Source organism: Nonomuraea antri (genome assembly GCF_013283785.1).
Classification (GTDB): Bacteria; Actinomycetota; Actinomycetes; order Streptosporangiales; family Streptosporangiaceae; genus Nonomuraea; species Nonomuraea antri.
The window spans coordinates 1-18,062 of sequence record NZ_JABCPZ010000014.1 but is presented as its reverse complement, the minus strand read 5'-3'; the positions used below and the strand labels follow the sequence as shown (position 1 = coordinate 18,062).

At 72.2% G+C, this 18,062-nt stretch carries 20 protein-coding genes; 14 read left to right on the top strand and 6 right to left on the bottom strand.

Going from position 1 to position 18,062, the window contains the following annotated elements:
* Window positions 1–19 precede the first annotated feature (19 nt).
* From HII36_RS07345 to HII36_RS07335, 3 genes are read right to left on the bottom strand one after another with little or no spacing between them, the layout of a single operon-like run.
* Window positions 20–961: a sporulation-delaying protein SdpB family protein gene (locus tag HII36_RS07345; RefSeq protein ID WP_173522308.1), complete on the bottom strand. Its 942-nt coding sequence runs from the start codon at window positions 959–961 to the stop codon at window positions 20–22.
* Entirely contained in the window at window positions 955–1,527 is a 573-nt protein-coding gene (locus tag HII36_RS07340; protein ID WP_173522307.1) for an SdpA family antimicrobial peptide system protein, read from the bottom strand. Before HII36_RS07340 ends, HII36_RS07345 begins: the two co-directional genes overlap by 7 nt.
* The gene (locus tag HII36_RS07335) at window positions 1,524–2,024 is read right to left on the bottom strand and encodes a hypothetical protein (protein WP_173522306.1); all 501 of its coding nucleotides are present in this window, start codon (window positions 2,022–2,024) and stop codon (window positions 1,524–1,526) included. Before HII36_RS07335 ends, HII36_RS07340 begins: the two co-directional genes overlap by 4 nt.
* A 162-nt stretch (window positions 2,025–2,186) precedes the next feature.
* On the opposite strand from HII36_RS07335, the gene HII36_RS07330 reads away from it, so the two are divergent.
* The 10 genes from HII36_RS07330 (at window position 2,187) to HII36_RS07285 (ending at window position 11,706) form a co-directional block, all read left to right on the top strand.
* Window positions 2,187–2,558 carry a GntR family transcriptional regulator gene (locus HII36_RS07330; RefSeq protein WP_173522305.1) on the top strand — a complete coding sequence of 124 codons (372 nt, stop codon included), beginning with the start codon at window positions 2,187–2,189 and terminating at the stop codon, window positions 2,556–2,558.
* Between the two features lie 105 nt (window positions 2,559–2,663).
* Window positions 2,664–3,569, top strand: coding sequence for a hypothetical protein (locus HII36_RS07325; RefSeq protein WP_173522304.1), 906 nt, complete (start codon window positions 2,664–2,666; stop codon window positions 3,567–3,569).
* Window positions 3,570–3,708: 139 nt separating this feature from the next.
* A complete protein-coding gene (locus HII36_RS07320; RefSeq protein WP_173522303.1) occupies window positions 3,709–4,932 on the top strand; it encodes a beta-ketoacyl-[acyl-carrier-protein] synthase family protein in 1,224 nt (407 codons plus the stop codon).
* A 23-nt stretch (window positions 4,933–4,955) separates the two neighbouring features.
* Window positions 4,956–5,216 (top strand): acyl carrier protein, encoded by a 261-nt coding sequence (locus HII36_RS07315; protein ID WP_173522302.1) that lies wholly within the window; start codon window positions 4,956–4,958, stop codon window positions 5,214–5,216.
* Window positions 5,213–6,289 (top strand): class I adenylate-forming enzyme family protein, encoded by a 1,077-nt coding sequence (locus tag HII36_RS07310; RefSeq protein ID WP_173522301.1) that lies wholly within the window; start codon window positions 5,213–5,215, stop codon window positions 6,287–6,289. The genes HII36_RS07315 and HII36_RS07310 overlap by 4 nt, the downstream gene beginning before the upstream one ends.
* Window position 6,290: 1 nt before the next feature.
* Window positions 6,291–7,796 carry an aromatic amino acid ammonia-lyase gene (locus HII36_RS07305; RefSeq protein WP_173522300.1) on the top strand — a complete coding sequence of 502 codons (1,506 nt, stop codon included), beginning with the start codon at window positions 6,291–6,293 and terminating at the stop codon, window positions 7,794–7,796.
* A 1-nt stretch (window position 7,797) separates the two neighbouring features.
* Window positions 7,798–8,436 carry a 4'-phosphopantetheinyl transferase family protein gene (locus HII36_RS07300; protein WP_173522299.1) on the top strand — a complete coding sequence of 213 codons (639 nt, stop codon included), beginning with the start codon at window positions 7,798–7,800 and terminating at the stop codon, window positions 8,434–8,436.
* A gap of 27 nt (window positions 8,437–8,463) precedes the next feature.
* Entirely contained in the window at window positions 8,464–10,185 is a 1,722-nt protein-coding gene (locus HII36_RS07295; protein WP_217369271.1) for an FAD-binding protein, read from the top strand.
* Between the two features lie 5 nt (window positions 10,186–10,190).
* The gene (locus HII36_RS07290; RefSeq protein WP_173522297.1) at window positions 10,191–10,685 is read left to right on the top strand and encodes a nitroreductase/quinone reductase family protein; all 495 of its coding nucleotides are present in this window, start codon (window positions 10,191–10,193) and stop codon (window positions 10,683–10,685) included.
* A gap of 4 nt (window positions 10,686–10,689) precedes the next feature.
* The gene (locus tag HII36_RS07285) at window positions 10,690–11,706 is read left to right on the top strand and encodes a hypothetical protein (RefSeq protein ID WP_173522296.1); all 1,017 of its coding nucleotides are present in this window, start codon (window positions 10,690–10,692) and stop codon (window positions 11,704–11,706) included.
* Between the two features lie 2 nt (window positions 11,707–11,708).
* On the opposite strand, the gene HII36_RS07280 is transcribed toward HII36_RS07285, so the two are convergent.
* From HII36_RS07280 to HII36_RS07270, 3 genes are all read right to left on the bottom strand, one after another.
* Window positions 11,709–12,617 carry a hypothetical protein gene (locus HII36_RS07280; RefSeq protein ID WP_173522295.1) on the bottom strand — a complete coding sequence of 303 codons (909 nt, stop codon included), beginning with the start codon at window positions 12,615–12,617 and terminating at the stop codon, window positions 11,709–11,711.
* Between the two features lie 85 nt (window positions 12,618–12,702).
* Window positions 12,703–13,872 carry a sensor histidine kinase gene (locus tag HII36_RS07275; protein WP_173522294.1) on the bottom strand — a complete coding sequence of 390 codons (1,170 nt, stop codon included), beginning with the start codon at window positions 13,870–13,872 and terminating at the stop codon, window positions 12,703–12,705.
* A complete protein-coding gene (locus HII36_RS07270) occupies window positions 13,869–14,525 on the bottom strand; it encodes a response regulator transcription factor (RefSeq protein WP_173522293.1) in 657 nt (218 codons plus the stop codon). Before HII36_RS07270 ends, HII36_RS07275 begins: the two co-directional genes overlap by 4 nt.
* 161 nt (window positions 14,526–14,686) lie before the next feature.
* On the opposite strand from HII36_RS07270, the gene HII36_RS07265 reads away from it, so the two are divergent.
* The 4 genes from HII36_RS07265 to HII36_RS07250 form a co-directional block, all read left to right on the top strand.
* On the top strand, window positions 14,687–15,181 hold the full coding sequence (locus tag HII36_RS07265; protein ID WP_173522292.1) for a hypothetical protein: 495 nt from the start codon (window positions 14,687–14,689) through the stop codon (window positions 15,179–15,181).
* Window positions 15,181–16,305, top strand: a complete 1,125-nt coding sequence (locus HII36_RS07260; RefSeq protein WP_173522291.1) for a peptidoglycan-binding protein — start codon at window positions 15,181–15,183, stop codon at window positions 16,303–16,305. Before HII36_RS07265 ends, HII36_RS07260 begins: the two co-directional genes overlap by 1 nt.
* Window positions 16,302–17,027 carry an ABC transporter ATP-binding protein gene (locus tag HII36_RS07255; protein WP_173522290.1) on the top strand — a complete coding sequence of 242 codons (726 nt, stop codon included), beginning with the start codon at window positions 16,302–16,304 and terminating at the stop codon, window positions 17,025–17,027. Before HII36_RS07260 ends, HII36_RS07255 begins: the two co-directional genes overlap by 4 nt.
* Window positions 17,024–18,062, top strand: a 1,039-nt coding sequence (locus tag HII36_RS07250) for an ABC transporter permease (RefSeq protein WP_173522289.1), incomplete at its 3' end; no start/stop codon positions are given. The genes HII36_RS07255 and HII36_RS07250, both read left to right, overlap by 4 nt.

The following is an 18,062-nucleotide window of genomic DNA, read 5'->3' as shown; positions in this document are numbered from 1 at the left end:
CCGTGGGGTGACTGGTCTCTCATGGCACCTCCGTTGCATGGTTGTTCTCTCGTGGTGTCCGTGAGGCGGCCGAGGACATGAGGGGTAGGTGGAGCGAGACCTTCTCGAACGCCCGGTCGGGCGGTCGCAGATAGAGAACCAGGGCGCCTGACATGGCCAGGGCGAAGCTGCCCAGGCCCATCAGCAGCGCGATCGAGGCGTGCAGGAAGAGGCCGGCGGCGAGGAGGTAGGGCAACCCGTTCCCGCGGGCCACCAGGCCGAAGACCAGCGCGAACTCGATCGCCACCGCGCCCCAGGTGAACAGGGTGACACCGACGGGATGAGCGAGCACCGGGCCGAGAAGCGGCGCGGCCCACCCGGCGCTGCCGAACATGGGATCGCTGAGCCAGTAGTACATGGCGGTGCCGTCGGCCCATTCCTCCCTGCCGAGTTTCGCCATGGACGCCTGCAGGTAGATGCCGGCCACCTGCAGCCGGATCACCAGCAACGCCGACCAGGCCACCAGCGAGGCGGTCACGTCCGGCACGGAGGCGGGGGCCCGCCAGTGCCAGGCGCGGCCGTCGGTCAGCGCGACGGGCAGCAGCAGCAGGCACAGCACCGCCGTCACCTGATCCCCGCCGTCGGGGACGGTCGCGGACGCCTGGAAGCTGACCGCCACCCACCAGTGCGGCAGCGCGGTGAACCGCGGCCGCCAGCCCGAGGCGGTCACCAGCAGGATCGCGATCGCGACCGGCTTGGCCCAGGCGGGTTCGAGTACGCAGAACAGCCCGGCGGCCGCCAGGCCGTCGCACATGGGGAACTCCAGAGCGCCGGCCGCCGGCCTGAACAGCGACGAGGTGTCGCTGGCCAGGAGGGTGCCGAGGGTGCCGAGGGCGAGGACGGTCCTGGCCAGGCCGTAGACGTTCGTCCACGGGCTCGCCAGGGCGAATCCGCGGGCCCGCGCGCCCAGTGCGCTCAGCATGCCACCTCCAACCGGACGACGCTCGCCGGGATGCCGGTCCGCGCCGCCGCGTCCGACCAGGCCCAGGGCAGCGGGCGCTGCCTGGACAGGCCCACCTCGCCGCAGACCAGCGGCTCCGGCGCGGGATTGGTCACCGGCACGGGCGTGCCGTACGCGGCCAGACAGTCCGCGACGGCGCCCGATTCGCAGTTCGACCACCGTTCCTTGGGGACGGCCGAGGTCAGGAGACCGAGATCGACCGCTTCCGCGCGCGAGGCGCGGTTCAACCCCAAGGCGTTGCGCGGCTCCGCGTGCGGTGCGCGCATCGCCGGCTCCCACCTCCCCGTTACCGCCCGCCAGAGGACCTCGCGCGGTTCCCTCGCGGATTTGGTGAAGAACGCCCATCCCTGCGGAGCCACCACCCGGATCTCACGACCGACCGACCGCTGCGCGGGCAGTTCGACGGCCGTGGCCGGCAACTGGCTGACGACGACGTAGACGATGACGGTCGCCCAGGCGAACCCGAGCAGGAGCACCGTGCCTCCGAGCCCCCGATCCGTGCCCCCGAGCCCCCGATCCGTGCTCACCGGGCAAACGTCTCGGCCACGTCGTCGACCCAGCGCTCGTGACTCAGCGCGGTCTTCTCGGTCGGTTCGCCGGTCCAGTACTTGTTCTTGTTCACCACCATGTGGGTGGCCTTGAAGATCGACCTGTTGTGGTAGATGAAGGTCGCGTCGGGGCCGACGACCTGCCCGGGCGGCGGCGCCGCCCGGCCGGCCAGCTCGTACGCCGACTCGATGGCCCGGTCGATCCTGACCCGGTCCCCGCTGGTGACCGCGGCCTGGAACGTGGTGAAGAAGCCGGGGTCCAGGCGTTGCATGCCGGTGATGAGCCGCTCGGCCTCCGCGTCGGTCCACGGCCGTCCGGACTGCTCCAGCGGTAGATCAGGATGGGCTTTCGCCACCGGCCCGCGAGCCAGGAACAGGCCGTCGAACAGGGTCTTTCCGTCGTGGTCCGGGGTGTCGGTCGAGGCCAGGGCGGAGCTCCCGGCCAGGATGAGGAGGGTGACAGAGCTGCATAACATTGTTCTAATACGTCGCATGCCTAGCTCCAGGTCAGTGCGTGGCGATTAGATGTGGTTGTTATATAGCTACTCGAACAAGGTTGTAAATGCGCGTATCTTTGAAAGGTGTACTACTGCCGCGTTGCCTGCCGACGAAGGCCATAGGCGAGGAGCTCCGCAAACATGAAGCTGAGCATCGACCCGAGCTCGGCGGATCCCTTGTTCGACCAGATCGCCAGAGGCCTCAAGCGTGCTCTCACGACTGGTGCCCTGGGACCCGGTGATCGGCTGCCCACTGCCAGGGACCTGGCCGACAGCCTCCAGGTGAATCTGCACACCGTGCTGCGCGCCTACGCCATCCTCCGAGACGAGGGGCTGCTGGAGGTACGCAGGGGCCGGGGCACCGTGGTGGTGGCGCGGGCGAAGATGCTCGGTGACGCTCGATTGCATCGTGCCGTGGCCAACGTGGTCAGCGAGGCGCGCCGCGTCGGCCTGGAGGAGAACGAGCTCCTCCGTCTCGTTTCGGACGGCTTTCGGGAGCGGACCGAAATATGACAAGCTTTCCGGCAGGGGATTGGACTGCAGGGGGAAGTTGAGACAGCAGCCATGAGATCGCGGTTCACGGGTGTCGTCGTGCTCGCGCCCATGTCCTTACACGCCGTGACCATCGTGCTCCCGTTGGCGCTGCGGCATCGCCTGCCGGAACGGGTCGCCACGCACTTCACCGACGGCGAGCCCGACAACTCCGAGCCGTTGTGGGCGGCCGTCGCCGACGCCCTGCTGATGGGCACGATGGCGTGGACCCTGCTGGGCCTGCTCGCGTGGCTGCGCCCCGACGGGTCGGTGGGCCGCAGGAGCGCGGCCGGCCTGGCGCTCGGCGTGGTCGTGCTGATGGACCTGTCGGCCGTCACGGGGCTGGTGATCGCCAACCTCGATGCCGAGGTCTGGCACGAAGCCTCCTCGCCCGCCTTCACTCCCGTGCTGGTGCTCGGCGGCGCGGCGGTCGCCGCCGTGCTGGGCGGCGTGTTCGTCAGCCCGTGGCGCCGCGCGACGGACGACCCCGCGGAACCGCCGGACGACCTCGACCCGGGCCGGCCCGCGAGCGGGCGCACGGTCTGGATCGGCCGCGCCAGGAACACCACCTACATCTGGCGGACCTGGATCGCCGCCTGCGTGATGATGATCATGTTCCTCGCGGGCATGACCTGGATCATCATCCCCGCCCTCCTGTCCCTGGGCGCCGTGCTGGTCCGCGGCGACATCACCGCGGTCTTCGACGGGCGCACGCTCAAGGTGCGCAGCGCGTTGCCGTTCGTCTGGCTGCGGCGGATCAACCTGGCCGCCGTCGAGACGGCCGAGGCCGTGCAGGTGAACCCGCCGGGACTGAACAGATGGGGACTGCGCAGACACTTGATCGCGGTGCGTCCCGGTGAGGCCCTGCTGGTAGGGCTCAGGGACGGGAGTGAATTCGTCGTCACCGTGGACGACGCGGCCGCCGGTGCGGCCGAGATCAGGCAAGCCCTTCGACGTGAGGCGGGTTCCTCTCCCCGGGCGGACGATCTCTGACCCTGGCAGTGTTACCGCTCTGACCCCAGGTGTCAACGGTGTCTCGCTGGCGGGACAGCGCGTTCCTGAATCTTTGATTTCCCTCGGTGAAATGACCACACTTCCCTGCGTACTTTCCCGACGCGCAATGAGGTAATCCATGCGACGTATTGTCGTAACGGGAATCGGAGTGGTCTCCCCGCTCGGCCTTGACTGGCAGAAAACCTGGGCCGGCCTGGTCGGCGGGGTCAGCGGAATTCAGCGACTCGCCGATATCGACGTGTCCGGGCTGCCCGTGACCATCGGCGGGCAGGTGACCGGTTTCAATCCGCTGGAATATCTCCCGGCCGCGGTCGCGAAACGCGCGCAGCCGCATATTCAGCTGGCCCTGACGGCGGCCACGGCCGCATTGAACGACGCGAAACTCAGCATTGACCCGCAGCGGTCAGGAGTGGTCGTCGGAACGGTCTGCGGCACGTCGGGACCCACCACGGAGGCGGCCGACGCTCTCGGGCGGCGCGGCTTTCTCGGGCTCGGCCCGTACACGTTCACCGCCACCGGGGTGGTGACCGCAGCGGCCGAGATCGCCCTGCTGACCGGAGCGCAGGGACCGTCCGCCGCCATCGCGACGGCCTGCGCCACCGGGGCCAGCTGCGTCGGCGAGGGCATGCGCCTGATCCAGCGCGGGGACGCCGACGTCGTGCTCGCCGGCGGCTGCGACTCGATCAGCCGGCTGGAGCTGGCCGCGGCGGCCCGGGCCAAGGCGCTCTCGCGCAGGAACGACGAGCCGGAGCGGGCCAGCCGCCCGTTCGACCGGGCCAGGGACGGCTTCGTGATGGCCGAGGGCGCCGGCGTGCTGGTCCTGGAGGAGGCCGGGCACGCCCAGCGGCGCGGCGCCAGGATCTACGGGGAGCTCGCCGGGTACGGCGCCACCACCGACGCCTACCATCTCACCGCGCCCGACCCCGGCGGGTCCGGCGTCGCCCGGGCCATGCGGGCGGCGCTGGCCGAGGCCGGCGTCACCCCCGACTCCGTCGGCTACGTCAACGCCCACGGCACCGGCACCCCGCGCAACGACAGCGCCGAGATCGCGGTGATCAGGCACGTGTTCGGGGCCGGCGCCGAAACCGTGCCGGTGAGCTCGACCAAGAGCATGACCGGGCACATGCTCGGGGCGGCCGGCGCGGTCGAGGCCGCGGTCGCCCTGCAGACCGTGCTCACCGGGATCGTCCCCCCGACCGTCAACTGCGACGACCCGGAGGACACCGGGCTCAACCTCGTCCGGCACACCGCCCAGGAACACCGGGTGGACGTCGCGATCAGCAACTCCTTCGGCTTCGGCGGCCACAACGCCGTCCTGGTCGTCCGCCGCTGGCCGGACTGACCCCTCTTCGCTTGGGAGACACCATGAAACCGTCAACCGATCAGCAGGAACTGCTCCCGCGGGTGGCCGCGATCGTGGAGCAGCTGTCCGGGGTGCCCGCCGCAGAGGTCACCCCGGACAAGACCTTCGCCGGGGACCTGGAACTCGACTCGCTGTGCATCGTGGAGATCGCCTTCGCCGTGCAGGAGGAGATCGGCGTCGACATCCCCGAGGACGATCTGGCCCGGATGAGCACCGTCGGGCACCTGGTCGACTTCGCCGCGCGAGCGACGGGGGAGCGTTGACCTACGCCGAGATGCCCGCGGCCGAGCTGCTGAGCGCCGGCTTCGAGGCCGCCGACGTCGCGGAACACCCCTGGGTCGTGCGCTGGGACGCGGTCGGCGACGTCGAGGACCTGGTGCTGAGCCACCTGCCCGACACCGTCGACCTGCGGACCTCGGGCACGACGGGGCAGCCCACGACCTGGCGCCGCACCAGGGAGCAGCTGTGGCGTGAGGCCCACCTGCTGGCCGGGCTGCTGCGGCCGGACGCCCCGCGGGCGCTGGTGACGTTCGCGCCGCCCCGGCACCTGTACGGCGCGCTGGCCGGGGTGCTCGTGCCCGCGATACTCGGCGTGCCCGCCTGGCACCGGCCGCGCTACTTCGGCGCGATGCCGGACGAGCGGGGCGGCGCCTGGGCGGTCACCGCGCTGCCCTGGACCTTCTCGATCCTGGGACGGCACCGGGAATGGGTGGCCGCGGCCGAGCGCATCACGATCCTGCACAGCACCGCCATGCTCCCCCCGTCGGCGGCCGAGACGCTCGGCGAGATGGGGGCGGGGCGGGCCCGCCTGGTCGAGGTGTTCGGATCGACGGAGGCGGGCGGCATCGCCCGCAGGGAGGGCGACGGGCCGTGGGAGCTGCTGCCCGACGTCACGTTCGCCGGCCCGGTGACGCCCGGCGAGTACGAGGTGAGCCTGGAGATACGCAGCCCCAGGATCGCCACCCGGCCGGGGGAGCCGCCGCGGGAGAGCTGGCGCACCGACGACTTCGTCCGGCCACTCGACGAACGCCGCTTCGTCTTCGCCGGCCGGCGCGGCAGGCTCGCCAAGGTCAACGGCCGGCGCGTCCCCCTGGACGAGCTGGAGCACGCGGCGCTGGCCGTGCTCGACTGCGCGGACCTGGCCATCCAGCCGGTGTCCGCCGAGCTGAGCGGGGAGGCCCTGACCCTCCTGGTCGTTGCGCACCCGGGCAGCGGGCTCACCGAGGCCGGCGTGCGCGCGGCCGTCTCGCGACTCGGCCTGGGGTCGTGCGGCATCCGGCTGGTCGGCCACATCGACCGGACCGAGACAGGAAAACTCCGCCGAGTGGGGGGATGACATGACACTGGTTTCCACGCGGAACGAGCGGCTCGCCGAGCTCGTCAGCGGCGCGGGCTGGGACGCCGTCCTGTATCCGTGCGACGAACGGGACCGCGAGCGGATGGAGGCGAGCCGCGCCACGCTGGCCGGCGCGATCGACGGCCAGGCCCCCGTCTACGGCGTCACGCGCGGCTTCGGCCCGCTGGTCGCCTACGCGGCCGCGGAGTCGGCCGTCGAGCAGGGCGCGGGACTGATCGCCCACCTCGGCTCCGGCCAGGGCGCGCCCCTGCCGCCCGAGGTCTGCCGGCTGATCTTCTTCCTCCGGCTGAGAAGCATGCGGCAGGGCTACTCCGCCGTCTCGCCCGGCTTCTGGCAGCAACTGGCGGACCTGTGGAACGCCGGTCTCACCCCGGCGATCCCCCGCTACGGCACCGTCAGCGCGAGCGGCGACCTGCAGCCCCTGGCGCACGCGGCGCTCGCCCTGGCCGGGAAGGGCGAAACCTGGGTGCGCGGCGACACGGGCCGGTGGGAGGTCCAGCCGGCCGAGCAGGCGCTCAAGGCGCTGGCGGCCGAGCCGATCGAGTGGGCCGCCCGCGAGGCCCTGGCCTTCGTCAACGGCACGAGCGCGAGCCTCGGCCTCACCATCGTGAACCACCAGCACGTGCTGCGCATGGTGCGGGCGGTGAGCACGCTGACCGCCAGGATCGCGGTGCTGCTCGGGTGCAGCCCTGAGGCGTACCACGCCGGGATCGGCGAGGCCAGGGGACAGCTCGGCCAGATGACGGTCGCCCGGTGGATCCGCGCCGACCTGCCCGGCGGACACGCCCGCGACCTGGGCCGCCCGCTGCAGGAGCCCTACAGCCTGCGCTGCGCGCCGCAGGTGCTCGGCGCCGTGCTGGACCAGCTGCACGCCACCGAGGAGATCCTGCTCAGGGAGGCGGGCGGGTGCACCGACAATCCGATCTGCTACGAGGGTGAGCTGCTGCACGGCGGCAACTTCCACGCCATGCCGGTGGGGCTGGCCTCCGACCAGATCGGGCTCTGCCTGCAGCAGGTGGCCTACCTCGCCGAGCGGCAGCTCGCCCTGCTGTGCGAGCCGGCGACCAACGGCGGACTGCCGCCCATGCTGACCCCGCGGCCCGGCGCCGGCAGCGGCCTGGCCGGGGTGCAGCTCAGCGCCACCTCGTTCGTCTCCAAGATCAGGCAGCTGGTCTACCCGGCCTCGCTCACCGCGCTGCCCACCAACGGGGGCAACCAGGACCACGTGCCGATGGCGCTCAACGGCGCGGTGTCGGTCGCCGAGGCGGTGGAGCTGGCCTGGCTGGCCCTCGGTTCGCTGGCCGTCGGCGTCGCCCAGCTCACCTGCCGTACGGGCGCCGCCGCCACCGGGCTGTGGCAGCGGCTGGCGGAGCTCTCGCCGCCGCTGGAGCACGACCGGCCGCTGGCCGGTGAGGTGCGCGCGGCGGCCGACCTGGTGTCCGCCTCGGCCGCCGAGCTGCTCACCTTCGACGACGGCTGGGCCTGACGTGCTCGCCGACCTGCTGCCGGGACCCTTCGCGTGCGCCGAGGCGTTCGCCGAGGGCGAGGGCGAGGGCGAGGGCGGCACGCTGGCCGAGGAGGAGCCGTTGACGGCCGGGATGGGCCCCAGGCGCCGGCGTGACTTCGCCGACGGCCGGGCCTGCGCCAGGCGGGCGCTGGCGGCGCTCGGCCTGCCGCCGGGGCCGGTCCTGCGCACGTCCACGGGCGCGCCGCGGTGGCCGGACGGGGTGGTCGGCAGCATCACGCACTGCGCCGGGTACCGGGCCGCCGTGGTGGCCTGGCAGCGGGACGTGCCAGTCCTGGGCGTGGACGCGGAACCCAACCTGCCGCTTCCCCCCAGGGTGCTGAACGGGATCGCCCTGCCCGAGGAACGGGCCTGGGTCGAGCGGCTGGACCGGGCCGAGCCGGGCGTGGCCTGGGGCCGCCTGCTCTTCTGCGTCAAAGAGGCCGTCTACAAGGCCTGGTCACCGTGGACCGGGCGATGGCTCGGCTTCACCGAGGCGGTCGTCTCACTCGACCGCGACGGCGGCGTCTTCACCGCCAGGCTGCCGCGGGGCGGGCTGCTCGGACGCTGGGGCGTCGGCAGGGGCCTGCTGGTCACGGCGGCAACCAGTCTCACAACCTGAAAAATCCGGAAAGGTACGGTGTTGACGTTGGTCAGCGCAACGCGAAGGAACTTCCTCGGCGCAGTGACCGTGATGGGCGGCGCCGCCGTGGCGACCACGGCCCTGCAGAGCCCCGCCGAGGCCACGGCCGACTGCCCGCCCACGCCCGACGCGGCGAGCATCGGGCCCGACGACCCGCGCTACCAGGAGTTACTGGTCAGGGGATACAACGCCCGCTACCTGGGCGGGCCGGAGACCTACCACGTCGTCTACTCGGCCAGGCACATCGTCAAGATCGTCAACGATGCGCTCCGCGCCGGCAAGCGGATCGTGGTGCGCAGCGGCGGCCACTGCTTCGAGAACTTCGTGGACGACCCGTCCGCGCAGGTCGTCATCGACCTGTCCGAGATGAACGAGGTCTACTACGACCACCGACACCGGGCCTTCGCCATCGAGGCCGGGGCGAACCTGGGCAAGGTCTACCGTTCCCTGTATCTGGGGTGGGGGGTGACGATCCCGGCCGGCGGCTGCCCCTCGGTGGGCGTCGGCGGGCACATCGCGGGCGGCGGGTACGGCCCGCTGTCCCGTCAGCACGGCCTGGTCGTCGACCATCTCTACGGCGTCGAGGTCGTGCTGGTCGACCGTTCAGGCCGGGCCAGGACCGTGGTCGCCACCCGCGACTCCAAGGGCTGGCTGCACGACCTCTGGTGGGCGCACACGGGCGGCGGCGGCGGGAACTTCGGCATCGTCACCCGCTACCTGATGCGCTCGCCGCAGGCCGAGCGCCACGCCGAGCCCGCCGCCCAGCTCCCCAAGCCGCCGGCCGAGCTGCTGGTGTGCCAGCTGCACTGGAACTGGGCCGACCTGGACGAGGCGGCCTTCACCCGCCTGGCCGACAACTACGGCCGCTGGCACCAGGGCCCCGGCAAGGACCCGGCGTACGCCAGCATGGACACCGCGCTCACCATGTTCCACCGCAGCAGCGGCAGGATCGACCTGACCGCGTCCATGGACGCCGGGGTGCCCAGGGCGCAGGACCTGATGGGGCAGCTCATCTACGAGCTCAGCCAGGGCGTGGCGGAACCGGCGATCGAGTTCTTCGGCACGGGCCCGTGGATGCGCCTGTCCACCGCCTACCAGGAGGCCAGCGGCGGTTACTTCATCCGGTTCAAGTCGAAGTCCGCCTACCATCCCGAGCCCTGGAGCGCCGCTCAGACCGCGACGGTCTTCAAGTACCTGACCCAGGACGCCGAGTACCACGGCGGCGCCGTCTACCTCCTCGCCTACGGCGGCCGGATCAACTCGGTGGCGCCCGACGCCACGGCGCTGCCGCACCGGTCGTCCACCATGATCGCCTTCTACGACGTCGGCTGGTACGACCCCGCCGAGGACGACAGGTGGCTCGACTGGGTGCGCGCGCTCTACCGCGACGTCTACGCGGAGTCGGGCGGCGTGCCGCCGCACGGCGCCTACATCAACTACCCGGACCTCGACCTGGCCGACCCCGCGCACAACACCTCGGGCACCGCCTGGCACACCCTGTACTACAAGGACAACTACCCGCGCCTGCAGCGGGTCAAGGCCCAGGCCGATCCGCTGGACGTCTTCTCCCACGGCCTGTCGGTCCGGGCGCAGGGAGCCGAGCGCCGGGCCGCCGCGCAGGCCCCCGCGCCCGGCAAGGGCCGGGTCCCGCAGCCGGCGCCCAAGGCTTACGCCAAGGCCGCTCCTCCGTCACATGTGCACGGATATCGCATTCTTGATGTCCAATGAAATCCATGGGCAGACGACGCAAGCCGGCTGTGATCATCACCTCGACCCCTTGGTTCATGCGGATGTGGATGCGCCTGTTCAACCCGATGGTGCGCAACGAGATCCGCAAGGGCGCGTACACCAAGTCGATGGAGAACCTCATCCTCCTGCACTTCCACGGACGCAAGAGCGGCAAGCTCTACGAGATCCCGGTGATGAAGCAGGACATCAACGGTCGGCTGGGCGTCTTCACCGACGCCGGCTGGCGGGCCAACTTCCGCGGCGGGATGGAGATCGAGGTGTTCGACCGCGGCGTCCGCAGCACCATGACCGCACGCCTGGAGAACGACCCCGAGGCGCTCGCCGACATCGCGCAGAAGATGATCAGGGAGAACGGCCTGGAGAGCATGGGGCAGCTCGGGATGGTGCTGACCGTCCCCAGGGAACCCACCAGGGAGGAACTGGTCGAGGCCGCCGCGCGGCACAACCTGGGGATCGTCTTCCTCACCCGGGCGGACTGAGCCGGTGGCCCTGCCGATCAGGGGAGTCAACTACGACGTCGGCACGAACTTCGCGGCGGGCGAGCTGAGCAGGGACGGTCTCACCGACGAACGCCTGCGCGAGGAACTGCTGACGATCAGGAACGACCTGCACGCCGACTCCGTCGCGATCTACGGCACCCCGCTCGACCGCCTGGTGCGGGCGGCGACGATCGCGGCGGAGGCCGGGCTGCGCGTGTGGCTCCAGCCGCGCCTGGTCGACGGCCGCCCGCGCGACCTGCTCGACCGGCTCACCGAGGCGGCGCGGGCGGCCGAGGACCTGCGCCGCGGGCACGGGCACGTGGTGCTGAGCGTGGGCTGCGAGCTGAGCATCTTCGCCCGCGGCGTGGTGCCGGGCCGCGGCTACGAACGGCGGATGGCCCGGCTGGGCACCATGGCCGGTTACGCGCTGACGCCGTGGTTCACCCGGCGGCTGAACCGGCTGCTCGGCCGGGCGGCCGCCGTGGTCAGGTCCGTCTTCGGCGGCCCGGTCACCTACGCCCAGGGGTCGTGGGAACAGGTCGACTGGACCCCGTTCGACCTGGTCTGCGTCAACCTCTACCGGACCGCCGACAACGCCGGGACGTACGCGGAGGAGCTGGCCGCCTTCCAGCGGCACGGCAAGCCGCTGGTCATCTCCGAGTTCGGCTGCGCCGCCTTCGACGGCGCGGCCGAGCTCGGCCCGCTCGCCCACGAGGTGGTGGAGCTCGGCGGGCCGCGCCCGACGCTGAAGGGGCCGCCGGTCAGGAACGAGCGCGTCCAGGCCGACCACCTGGCCGAACTCCTCGACCTGTACGAGGCGGCGCGGGTCGAGGGCGCCTTCGTCTACGAGTTCATCGAACCCGCCTACCACCACTCGCCCGATCCCCGCCACGACCTGGACATGGCCGGCTACGGCCTGGTCAAGGTCCTGCCGACCGGCGGCGACGGCTACACCTGGCATCCGAAGGCCGCCTTCCACACCGTCAGCGAGCGGTTCGCCAGGGGCGGGGGAGTGCCGTGACGTCAGCGGGGGAGCACTTCCAGCCCGCCGTCCGGTCGTAGTTCGAGTCGCCGCTGCCCGGGCACCAGGCGGCCGTCGACCCGCAGGGCGCGGCGCTCGATCTGGGCCAGGAAGGCGCGCCGGTAGTCGGCCTCGCCGACCGCGACCCACACCGCCCGCTCGTACGTCCCGGACGAGGTGCGCAGCTCGCCCTGGATCTTGACCCGGGGCGGCAGGCCCTTGCGCCACAGGCTCTCGACCGTCCCGGTGATGGTGGCCGGGCCGGAGTGGGCCAGCGCCTGCAGCTCGCGCCCGGCCCTGGCGATCACGCGCACCACGGGCGAGGTGAACGCGACCGTCTCGTCGGGCGGCCCGGCGGGGGCGCTGTCGGCCCAGTGGAAGGACACCTCGAACGGCCGGTGCAGGCGCAGGCCGCCGCCCACGTCGGCCAGCGCCGCGCACAGGTTGGCCGACACGCCCTGCTCGACGTAGTCGTCGAACACGCCGAGCCGGTCGCGGTGCGCCAGCACCCGCTCGGCGGCCTCACGCGCGGCCCGGAGCGCGGCGTGCAGCACGGTCACCACGCGGCGGCCGGTCAACGCCTCGCCGAACAGCGGCTCGGGACCCGGCGGCGCGACGGGCACCCGGCTCAGGAACACGCCGAACCCGGCCGCGCCGGTCTCGGCCCCGCTGATCTCGGCCCCACGGTGCTCGGCAGGGTCGTTCCCGGCGGTGGCGAAGCCGACCTGGCGCAGGAAGGCGTCCACGTCTCTGCCGCGCCGGTCGGTGAACAGCAGGCGCGGGCCGCTCTCGGCCGTCCGCGCGGCGTACTGCAGCAGGTCGTGGATGCCCTGCACGGCCCGGAGCGCGACGGGCAGCGGGATCGCGCCGGACGCCGGCTCCAGCGGCACCCGGAAGGTCTGCACGTCCACCGGCGGATCGGCGATCTCCAGCGGCGTCTCCTCTCGGGCGTGCCCCGCGATTCTCTCTCGTCCCGCCGGTGAGATCCAGCACCGGCTACTCCCTGGCGCGGGGCAGCACGGCCGTCACGACCAGGCCGCCGCCCTCGCGCGGCCGCGCCGTGACGTCGCCGCCGTGCGCCAGCGCCACCGAGCGGACGATCGACAGCCCGAGCCCCGCGCTGCGCCCGGTCACCGCGCGCTCGCCGCCCTGCCGGTGGAACGGCTGGAACAACAGCGGCACGTCGTACGGCGGCACCACCGGCCCGGTGTTGCTGACCTCCACCGCCACCTGATCACCGGAGACGATCCGGCTCTCCACCCGCACCCAGCCGTCGTCTCCGGAGTTGTGCCGGACGCCGTTCTCCACCAGGTTGTGCACCAGCCGTTCGAGCAGCAGCGCGTCGCCGCTGGTCGGGGCCGGGCCGGGCTTCTCGTGCACCATGATCCCCGACTCCGCCGCCTCCACGGCGGTCTGGGCGACCACGTGGGTCACCACGTCGGCCAGGTCCACCGGGGAACGCTCCGCGATCGGCTGCTCGGACCTGGCCAGCAGCAGCAGCCCGGAGATGAGCCGCTCGTGCCTGGTGTTGATCTCCAGCAGGCTCTCGCCGAGCTGCTTGACGTCGTCCGAGGCGGTCTTCCTGTGCATGGCCAGCTCGACCAGCGCCCGGTTGAGCGTCAGCGGGGTACGCAGCTCGTGCGAGGCGTTCGCGACGAATCTGCGCTGGCCGTCGAAGGAGTGGTCCAGCCGCTCGACCATCGTGTCGAACGCGTCGGCCAGGTCCTGGACCTCGTCCTTCCTGCCGCTGAGCGCGATGCGTTCGTGCAGCCCGCGCTCGGCCATCGGGGCGGCCGCGATCCTGCGGGCCGTCGCGGTGACCAGGTGCAGCGGGGCGAGCATGCGTCCGGCGATCAGCCAGCCCAGCGCCACGGCCAGCGCGCCGACCACGACCAGCGCGACCGCGCCCTGGGCGAGCAGCGAGGACACGGCCGCCTCGCGCAGCTCCGCCTCCTGCGTCTCCACCCAGCGCAGCGCGTCGGGGCCGGTGAGCATGACGTCGTTGTTCCTGATCACGAACATTCTGTTCATGCCGGGCTTGGCGTCGTAGCGGGCCTCGAACGTCCCGAGGAGCTGCTGGTTGAACAGCACGTACGTGAGCGTCAGCAGAGCGAGCCCGGCCACGAAGAACAGCGCCCCGTAGACCAGCGTCAGCCGGAGCCTCATGTGATCCGGTAGCCCACGCCCGCCACGGTCTCGACGACCGGCGGGTCGGCCAGTTTGCGGCGCAGCTTGAGAATGGTCAGCCGGACGGCGCCGGTGAACGGGTCGGTGTGCTCGTCCCAGGCCTTCTCCAGCAGTTGCTCGGCCGAGACGACCGCGCCGCCGGCCCGCATCAGCTCGGCCAGCACCGCGAACTCCTTCTTCGACAGCGGCACGAACCGCCCGTTCCTGAACACCTCCCTGCGCGCCGGGTCCAGCGTGATGCCGGCCCTGCGCAGCACCGGCGGCACGGCGGGACGCGAGCGCCGGCCCAGCGCCAGCACCCGCGCGGCCAGCTCGGGGAACGCGAACGGCTTGGCCAGGTAGTCGTCGGCGCCCAGGGACAGCCCGGTGATCCGGTCGTCGAGCTGGGCGGCGGCGGTGAGCATCAGCACCCGCGCGTCGGACTCCGACTCGACCAGTTCCCTGCACACGTCGTCGCCGTGCACGATCGGCAGGTCGCGATCCAGGACGACCACGTCGTAGTCGTTGACCATGATCCGCTCCAGCGCGGCCTCGCCGTCGTGCGCGAGGTCGACCGCGTGCGTGTCGTCACGCAGCCACTCGGCGATCGCGTCGGCGAGCATGCGCTCGTCCTCCACCACCAGCACCCGCATTGCCCGCCCTTCTCCGGCCTACCTGCCCGATTGTGGTCGAGGCGGCATTTGGTGGAGGTAAGCCCGCAAAGAGGGAGGTCGTCCGAAAGGAAACGCTGCGGAAACACCCCGGCGTATTGCATCTCCCCTCGTACGACACCAGGTCGATGGAGGGAACACCGATGCGACGACAGGTACTGGGCGCACTGGCACTCGCCGTGGCCCTGACCGCGTGCGGCACGGACGGCGACGGCGGATCGCAGGTCGCCTCGGCCGGCGGCACCGGCAAGGCCACGGCGAGTGCCGCGCCGAGCCTGAACAACCAGGACAAGATGATGAAGTTCGCGCAGTGCATGCGCGAGAACGGCATCGAGATGGACGACCCGGTACCCGGCAAGGGGATCCGGATCATGAGCAAGCCGGGCCAGGAAGAGACGATGAAGAAGGCCCAGGAGGCCTGCAAGCAGTACGCGCCGTCCGGCGAGGGCGGCCCGGGCGGGGCGGCGAACGCCGAGAAGATGCGGGCGCTGGCCAAGTGCATGCGCGACAACGGCGTGGCGGAGTTCCCCGACCCCGAGCCGAACGGCGGCATGCGCATCAACAGGAACGTCGGCGAGGACCCCGACTTCCCCGAGGCGCAGAAGAAGTGCCAGTTCGACTTCGGCGGAGGCTCTTGATGGGTGCCCCCGCACTCGACGACACGCGGGTGGGCGCCGAGGCGCGGCCGCGCCGGCGCCGCCGCGGGAGGAAGGCCGCCGGCCTGCTCGCCGCGGCGGCGCTGGTCGGCGCGGCGGCGGTCGCGGTCAACAGCGCCGGCCTGCTGGGCGGCGGCGGGGACGAGAGCCGGCCGAAGAGCGTGCTGCCGCCGGCCACCACGCGGATCGCCGAGCAGACGCTGGAGGACACCAGGGACGCCGACGGCGAACTCGGCTACGGCCCGAGCATCACCGCGATGACCCGCAAACCGGGCACGATCACCTGGCTCCCCGACGACGGCGACGTGATCACCCGCGGCAGGTCGCTGTACCGGCTGGACAACGACCCGGTCGTCCTCATGTACGGCTCCACCCCCGCCTACCGCGACCTGCGGACCGGCGCAGAGGGCCGGGACGTGCGGCAGCTGGAGCGCAACCTGAGCGAGCTCGGCTACGACGGCTTCACCGTGGACGACGAGTACACCTACGCCACGGCCACGGCGGTCAAGGAGTGGCAGGAGGACCGCGGCCTGGACGAGACCGGCGTGGTCGAGCTCGGCCGGGTCGTGTTCGCGCCGGGCAAGGTCCGGGTGGACAGCGTCGCGGCCCAGGCCGGGCAGCCCGCCACGCCCGGGCAGCAGGTGCTCGGCTACACCGGCACCACCAAGGTCGTCACCGTCCGCCTGGACGCCGAGGACCAGCGGATGGCCAAGGAGGGCGTCAAGGTGACGGTCGAGCTGCCCGGCGGCAAGACCGTCAAGGGCAAGGTCACCGAGGTGACCACGGTCATCGAGCCGGCCGAGAACCAGAACGAGGACCCGGAGACCAGGCTGGAGGCCATCGTGTCGCTCAGCAGCGCCAAGGCCGCCAAGGGGCTGGACCAGGCCGCGGTGGACGTGACCTTCACCGCCGCCAAGCGCGCGGACGTGCTGACCGTCCCGATCGCCGCGCTGGTCGCGCTGCGCGAGGGCGGGTTCGGCGTGGAGGTCGTCGAGGGCGCCGCCACCAGGTACGTCGCGGTCGAGACCGGGCTGTTCGCGGGCGGCCGGGTGGAGATCACCGGGGACGGGCTGGGCGCCGGCATGACCGTGGGGATGCCGAAATGATCTCCCTGACGGACGTGCGCAAGATCTACCCCGGTGGCGTCAGGGCGCTCGACGGGGTCTCGCTGGAGATCGCCCGCGGCGAGCTGGTGGCCATCGTGGGGCCGTCCGGGTCGGGCAAGTCGACCATGCTGAACACCATCGGCACGCTCGACCGGCCCTCGTCGGGAACCGTGCGCATCGACGGTTACGACATCTCCACGCTGTCGGACGGCCGGCTCTCCGCGCTGCGCGCGACCAGGATCGGGTTCGTGTTCCAGCACTTCCACCTGGCCGCCAAGGTGCCGGCCGTGGACAACGTGGCCGACGGCCTGCTCTACACCGGCCTGGCCCTGGCCGAACGCCGCCGCCGCGCGGCCGCCGCGCTGGAGCGGGTCGGGCTGGCGCACCGGCTCGACCACGAGCCGCACGAGCTGTCGGGCGGCGAGCGGCAGCGGGTGGCCATCGCCAGGGCGGTGGCCGGTGACCCGCCGCTGGTGCTGGCCGACGAGCCGACCGGGGCACTGGACTCGGTGTCGGGCGCCGGCGTGATGGACCTGCTGCGCGAGCTGAACGGGACGGGCACCACCATCGTCATCATCACCCACGACCGGGAGATCGCGGCCGGCCTGCCCAGGCAGGTGAGCATGCGCGACGGCACCATCGTGTCCGACTCGGCGGCCACGCTCGACGACGAGGTCATGGCCTTGACCGAGCCGCGCAGGCAGGCCGGAGCGGGCCGATGAAGGCCGTCGAGCTCGCGGAGTGGCCCGAACTCGCCCCGGCCCGGCTGCGGCCCCGCGACGTGCTACGGGTCGGCGCGGTCGGCCTGCGCACCAGGCCGCTGCGGGCGTTCCTGTCGGCGCTGGGCATCGCCATCGGCATCGCGGCCATGATCGGCGTGGTCGGCATCTCGTCGTCGTCCGGCGCGGAGCTGGACCGGCAGCTGTCGGCCCTGGGCACCAACCTGCTCACCGTCTCCTCCGGCCAGACGCTCATGGGCGAGGAGGCCAAGATGCCGGTGGACGCCGAGGCGATGATCGAGCGGATCGGGCCGGTGGAGTCGGTGTCGGCGTCGGCCGATCTCGCCGCGGCCAAGGTGTATCGCAGCGAGCAGATCCCGGCGGCCCAGACCAGCGGCATCACCACCCAGGCCGTCCGGCTCGACCTGCTCGAATCGGTGGGCGCCACGGTGCGCAGCGGCACCTGGCTCAACGCGGCCACCCACGGCTACCCGGCGGTGGTGCTCGGCGCGAGCACCGCCCAGCGCCTGGGCATCACCGCGGCGGGCCCGGACGCCCAGGTGGTCATCGGCGGCGAACGGTTCACCGTCGTCGGCATCCTGGACCCGGTCGCGCTCGCCGACGAGCTGGACAGCGCGGCCCTGATCGGCTGGCCGGCGGCGGAGCGGGTGCTCGACTTCGACGGCCACCCGACGACGCTGTACACGCGGGTCGAGGAGGCGCAGCTGGAGGTCGTGCGCGAGGTGCTGGCCGGCACGGCCAACCCGCAGGCGCCGAACGAGGTGGACGTCTCGCGCCCGTCGGACGCGCTGGCCGCCAAGCAGGCCACCGGCCAGGCCCTGGCCGGGCTGCTGCTCGGCGTGGGCGGCGTGGCGCTGATCGTCGGCGGGGTTGGCGTGGCGAACACCATGGTCATCTCGGTGCTGGAACGGCGGTCGGAGATCGGGCTGCGCCGCTCGCTGGGGGCCACGCGGGGGCAGATCCGCACCCAGTTCCTGGCCGAGAGCCTGCTGCTGTCGGCCATGGGCGGGGCGGGTG

Bases quoted from the DNA above. Each gene is read 5' to 3' on its own strand.
- HII36_RS07345 (WP_173522308.1), bottom strand. From the start codon at position 961: ATGCTGAGCGCACTGGGCGCGCGGGCCCGCGGATTCGCCCTGGCGAGC.
- HII36_RS07335 (WP_173522306.1), bottom strand. From the start codon at position 2,024: ATGTTATGCAGCTCTGTCACCCTCCTCATCCTGGCCGGGAGCTCCGCC.
- HII36_RS07330 (WP_173522305.1), top strand. From the start codon at position 2,187: ATGAAGCTGAGCATCGACCCGAGCTCGGCGGATCCCTTGTTCGACCAG.
- HII36_RS07320 (WP_173522303.1), top strand. From the start codon at position 3,709: ATGCGACGTATTGTCGTAACGGGAATCGGAGTGGTCTCCCCGCTCGGC.
- HII36_RS07315 (WP_173522302.1), top strand. From the start codon at position 4,956: ATGAAACCGTCAACCGATCAGCAGGAACTGCTCCCGCGGGTGGCCGCG.
- HII36_RS07305 (WP_173522300.1), top strand. From the start codon at position 6,291: ATGACACTGGTTTCCACGCGGAACGAGCGGCTCGCCGAGCTCGTCAGC.
- HII36_RS07290 (WP_173522297.1), top strand. From the start codon at position 10,191: ATGGGCAGACGACGCAAGCCGGCTGTGATCATCACCTCGACCCCTTGG.
- HII36_RS07275 (WP_173522294.1), bottom strand. From the start codon at position 13,872: ATGAGGCTCCGGCTGACGCTGGTCTACGGGGCGCTGTTCTTCGTGGCC.
- HII36_RS07270 (WP_173522293.1), bottom strand. From the start codon at position 14,525: ATGCGGGTGCTGGTGGTGGAGGACGAGCGCATGCTCGCCGACGCGATC.
- HII36_RS07265 (WP_173522292.1), top strand. From the start codon at position 14,687: ATGCGACGACAGGTACTGGGCGCACTGGCACTCGCCGTGGCCCTGACC.
- HII36_RS07260 (WP_173522291.1), top strand. From the start codon at position 15,181: ATGGGTGCCCCCGCACTCGACGACACGCGGGTGGGCGCCGAGGCGCGG.
- HII36_RS07255 (WP_173522290.1), top strand. From the start codon at position 16,302: ATGATCTCCCTGACGGACGTGCGCAAGATCTACCCCGGTGGCGTCAGG.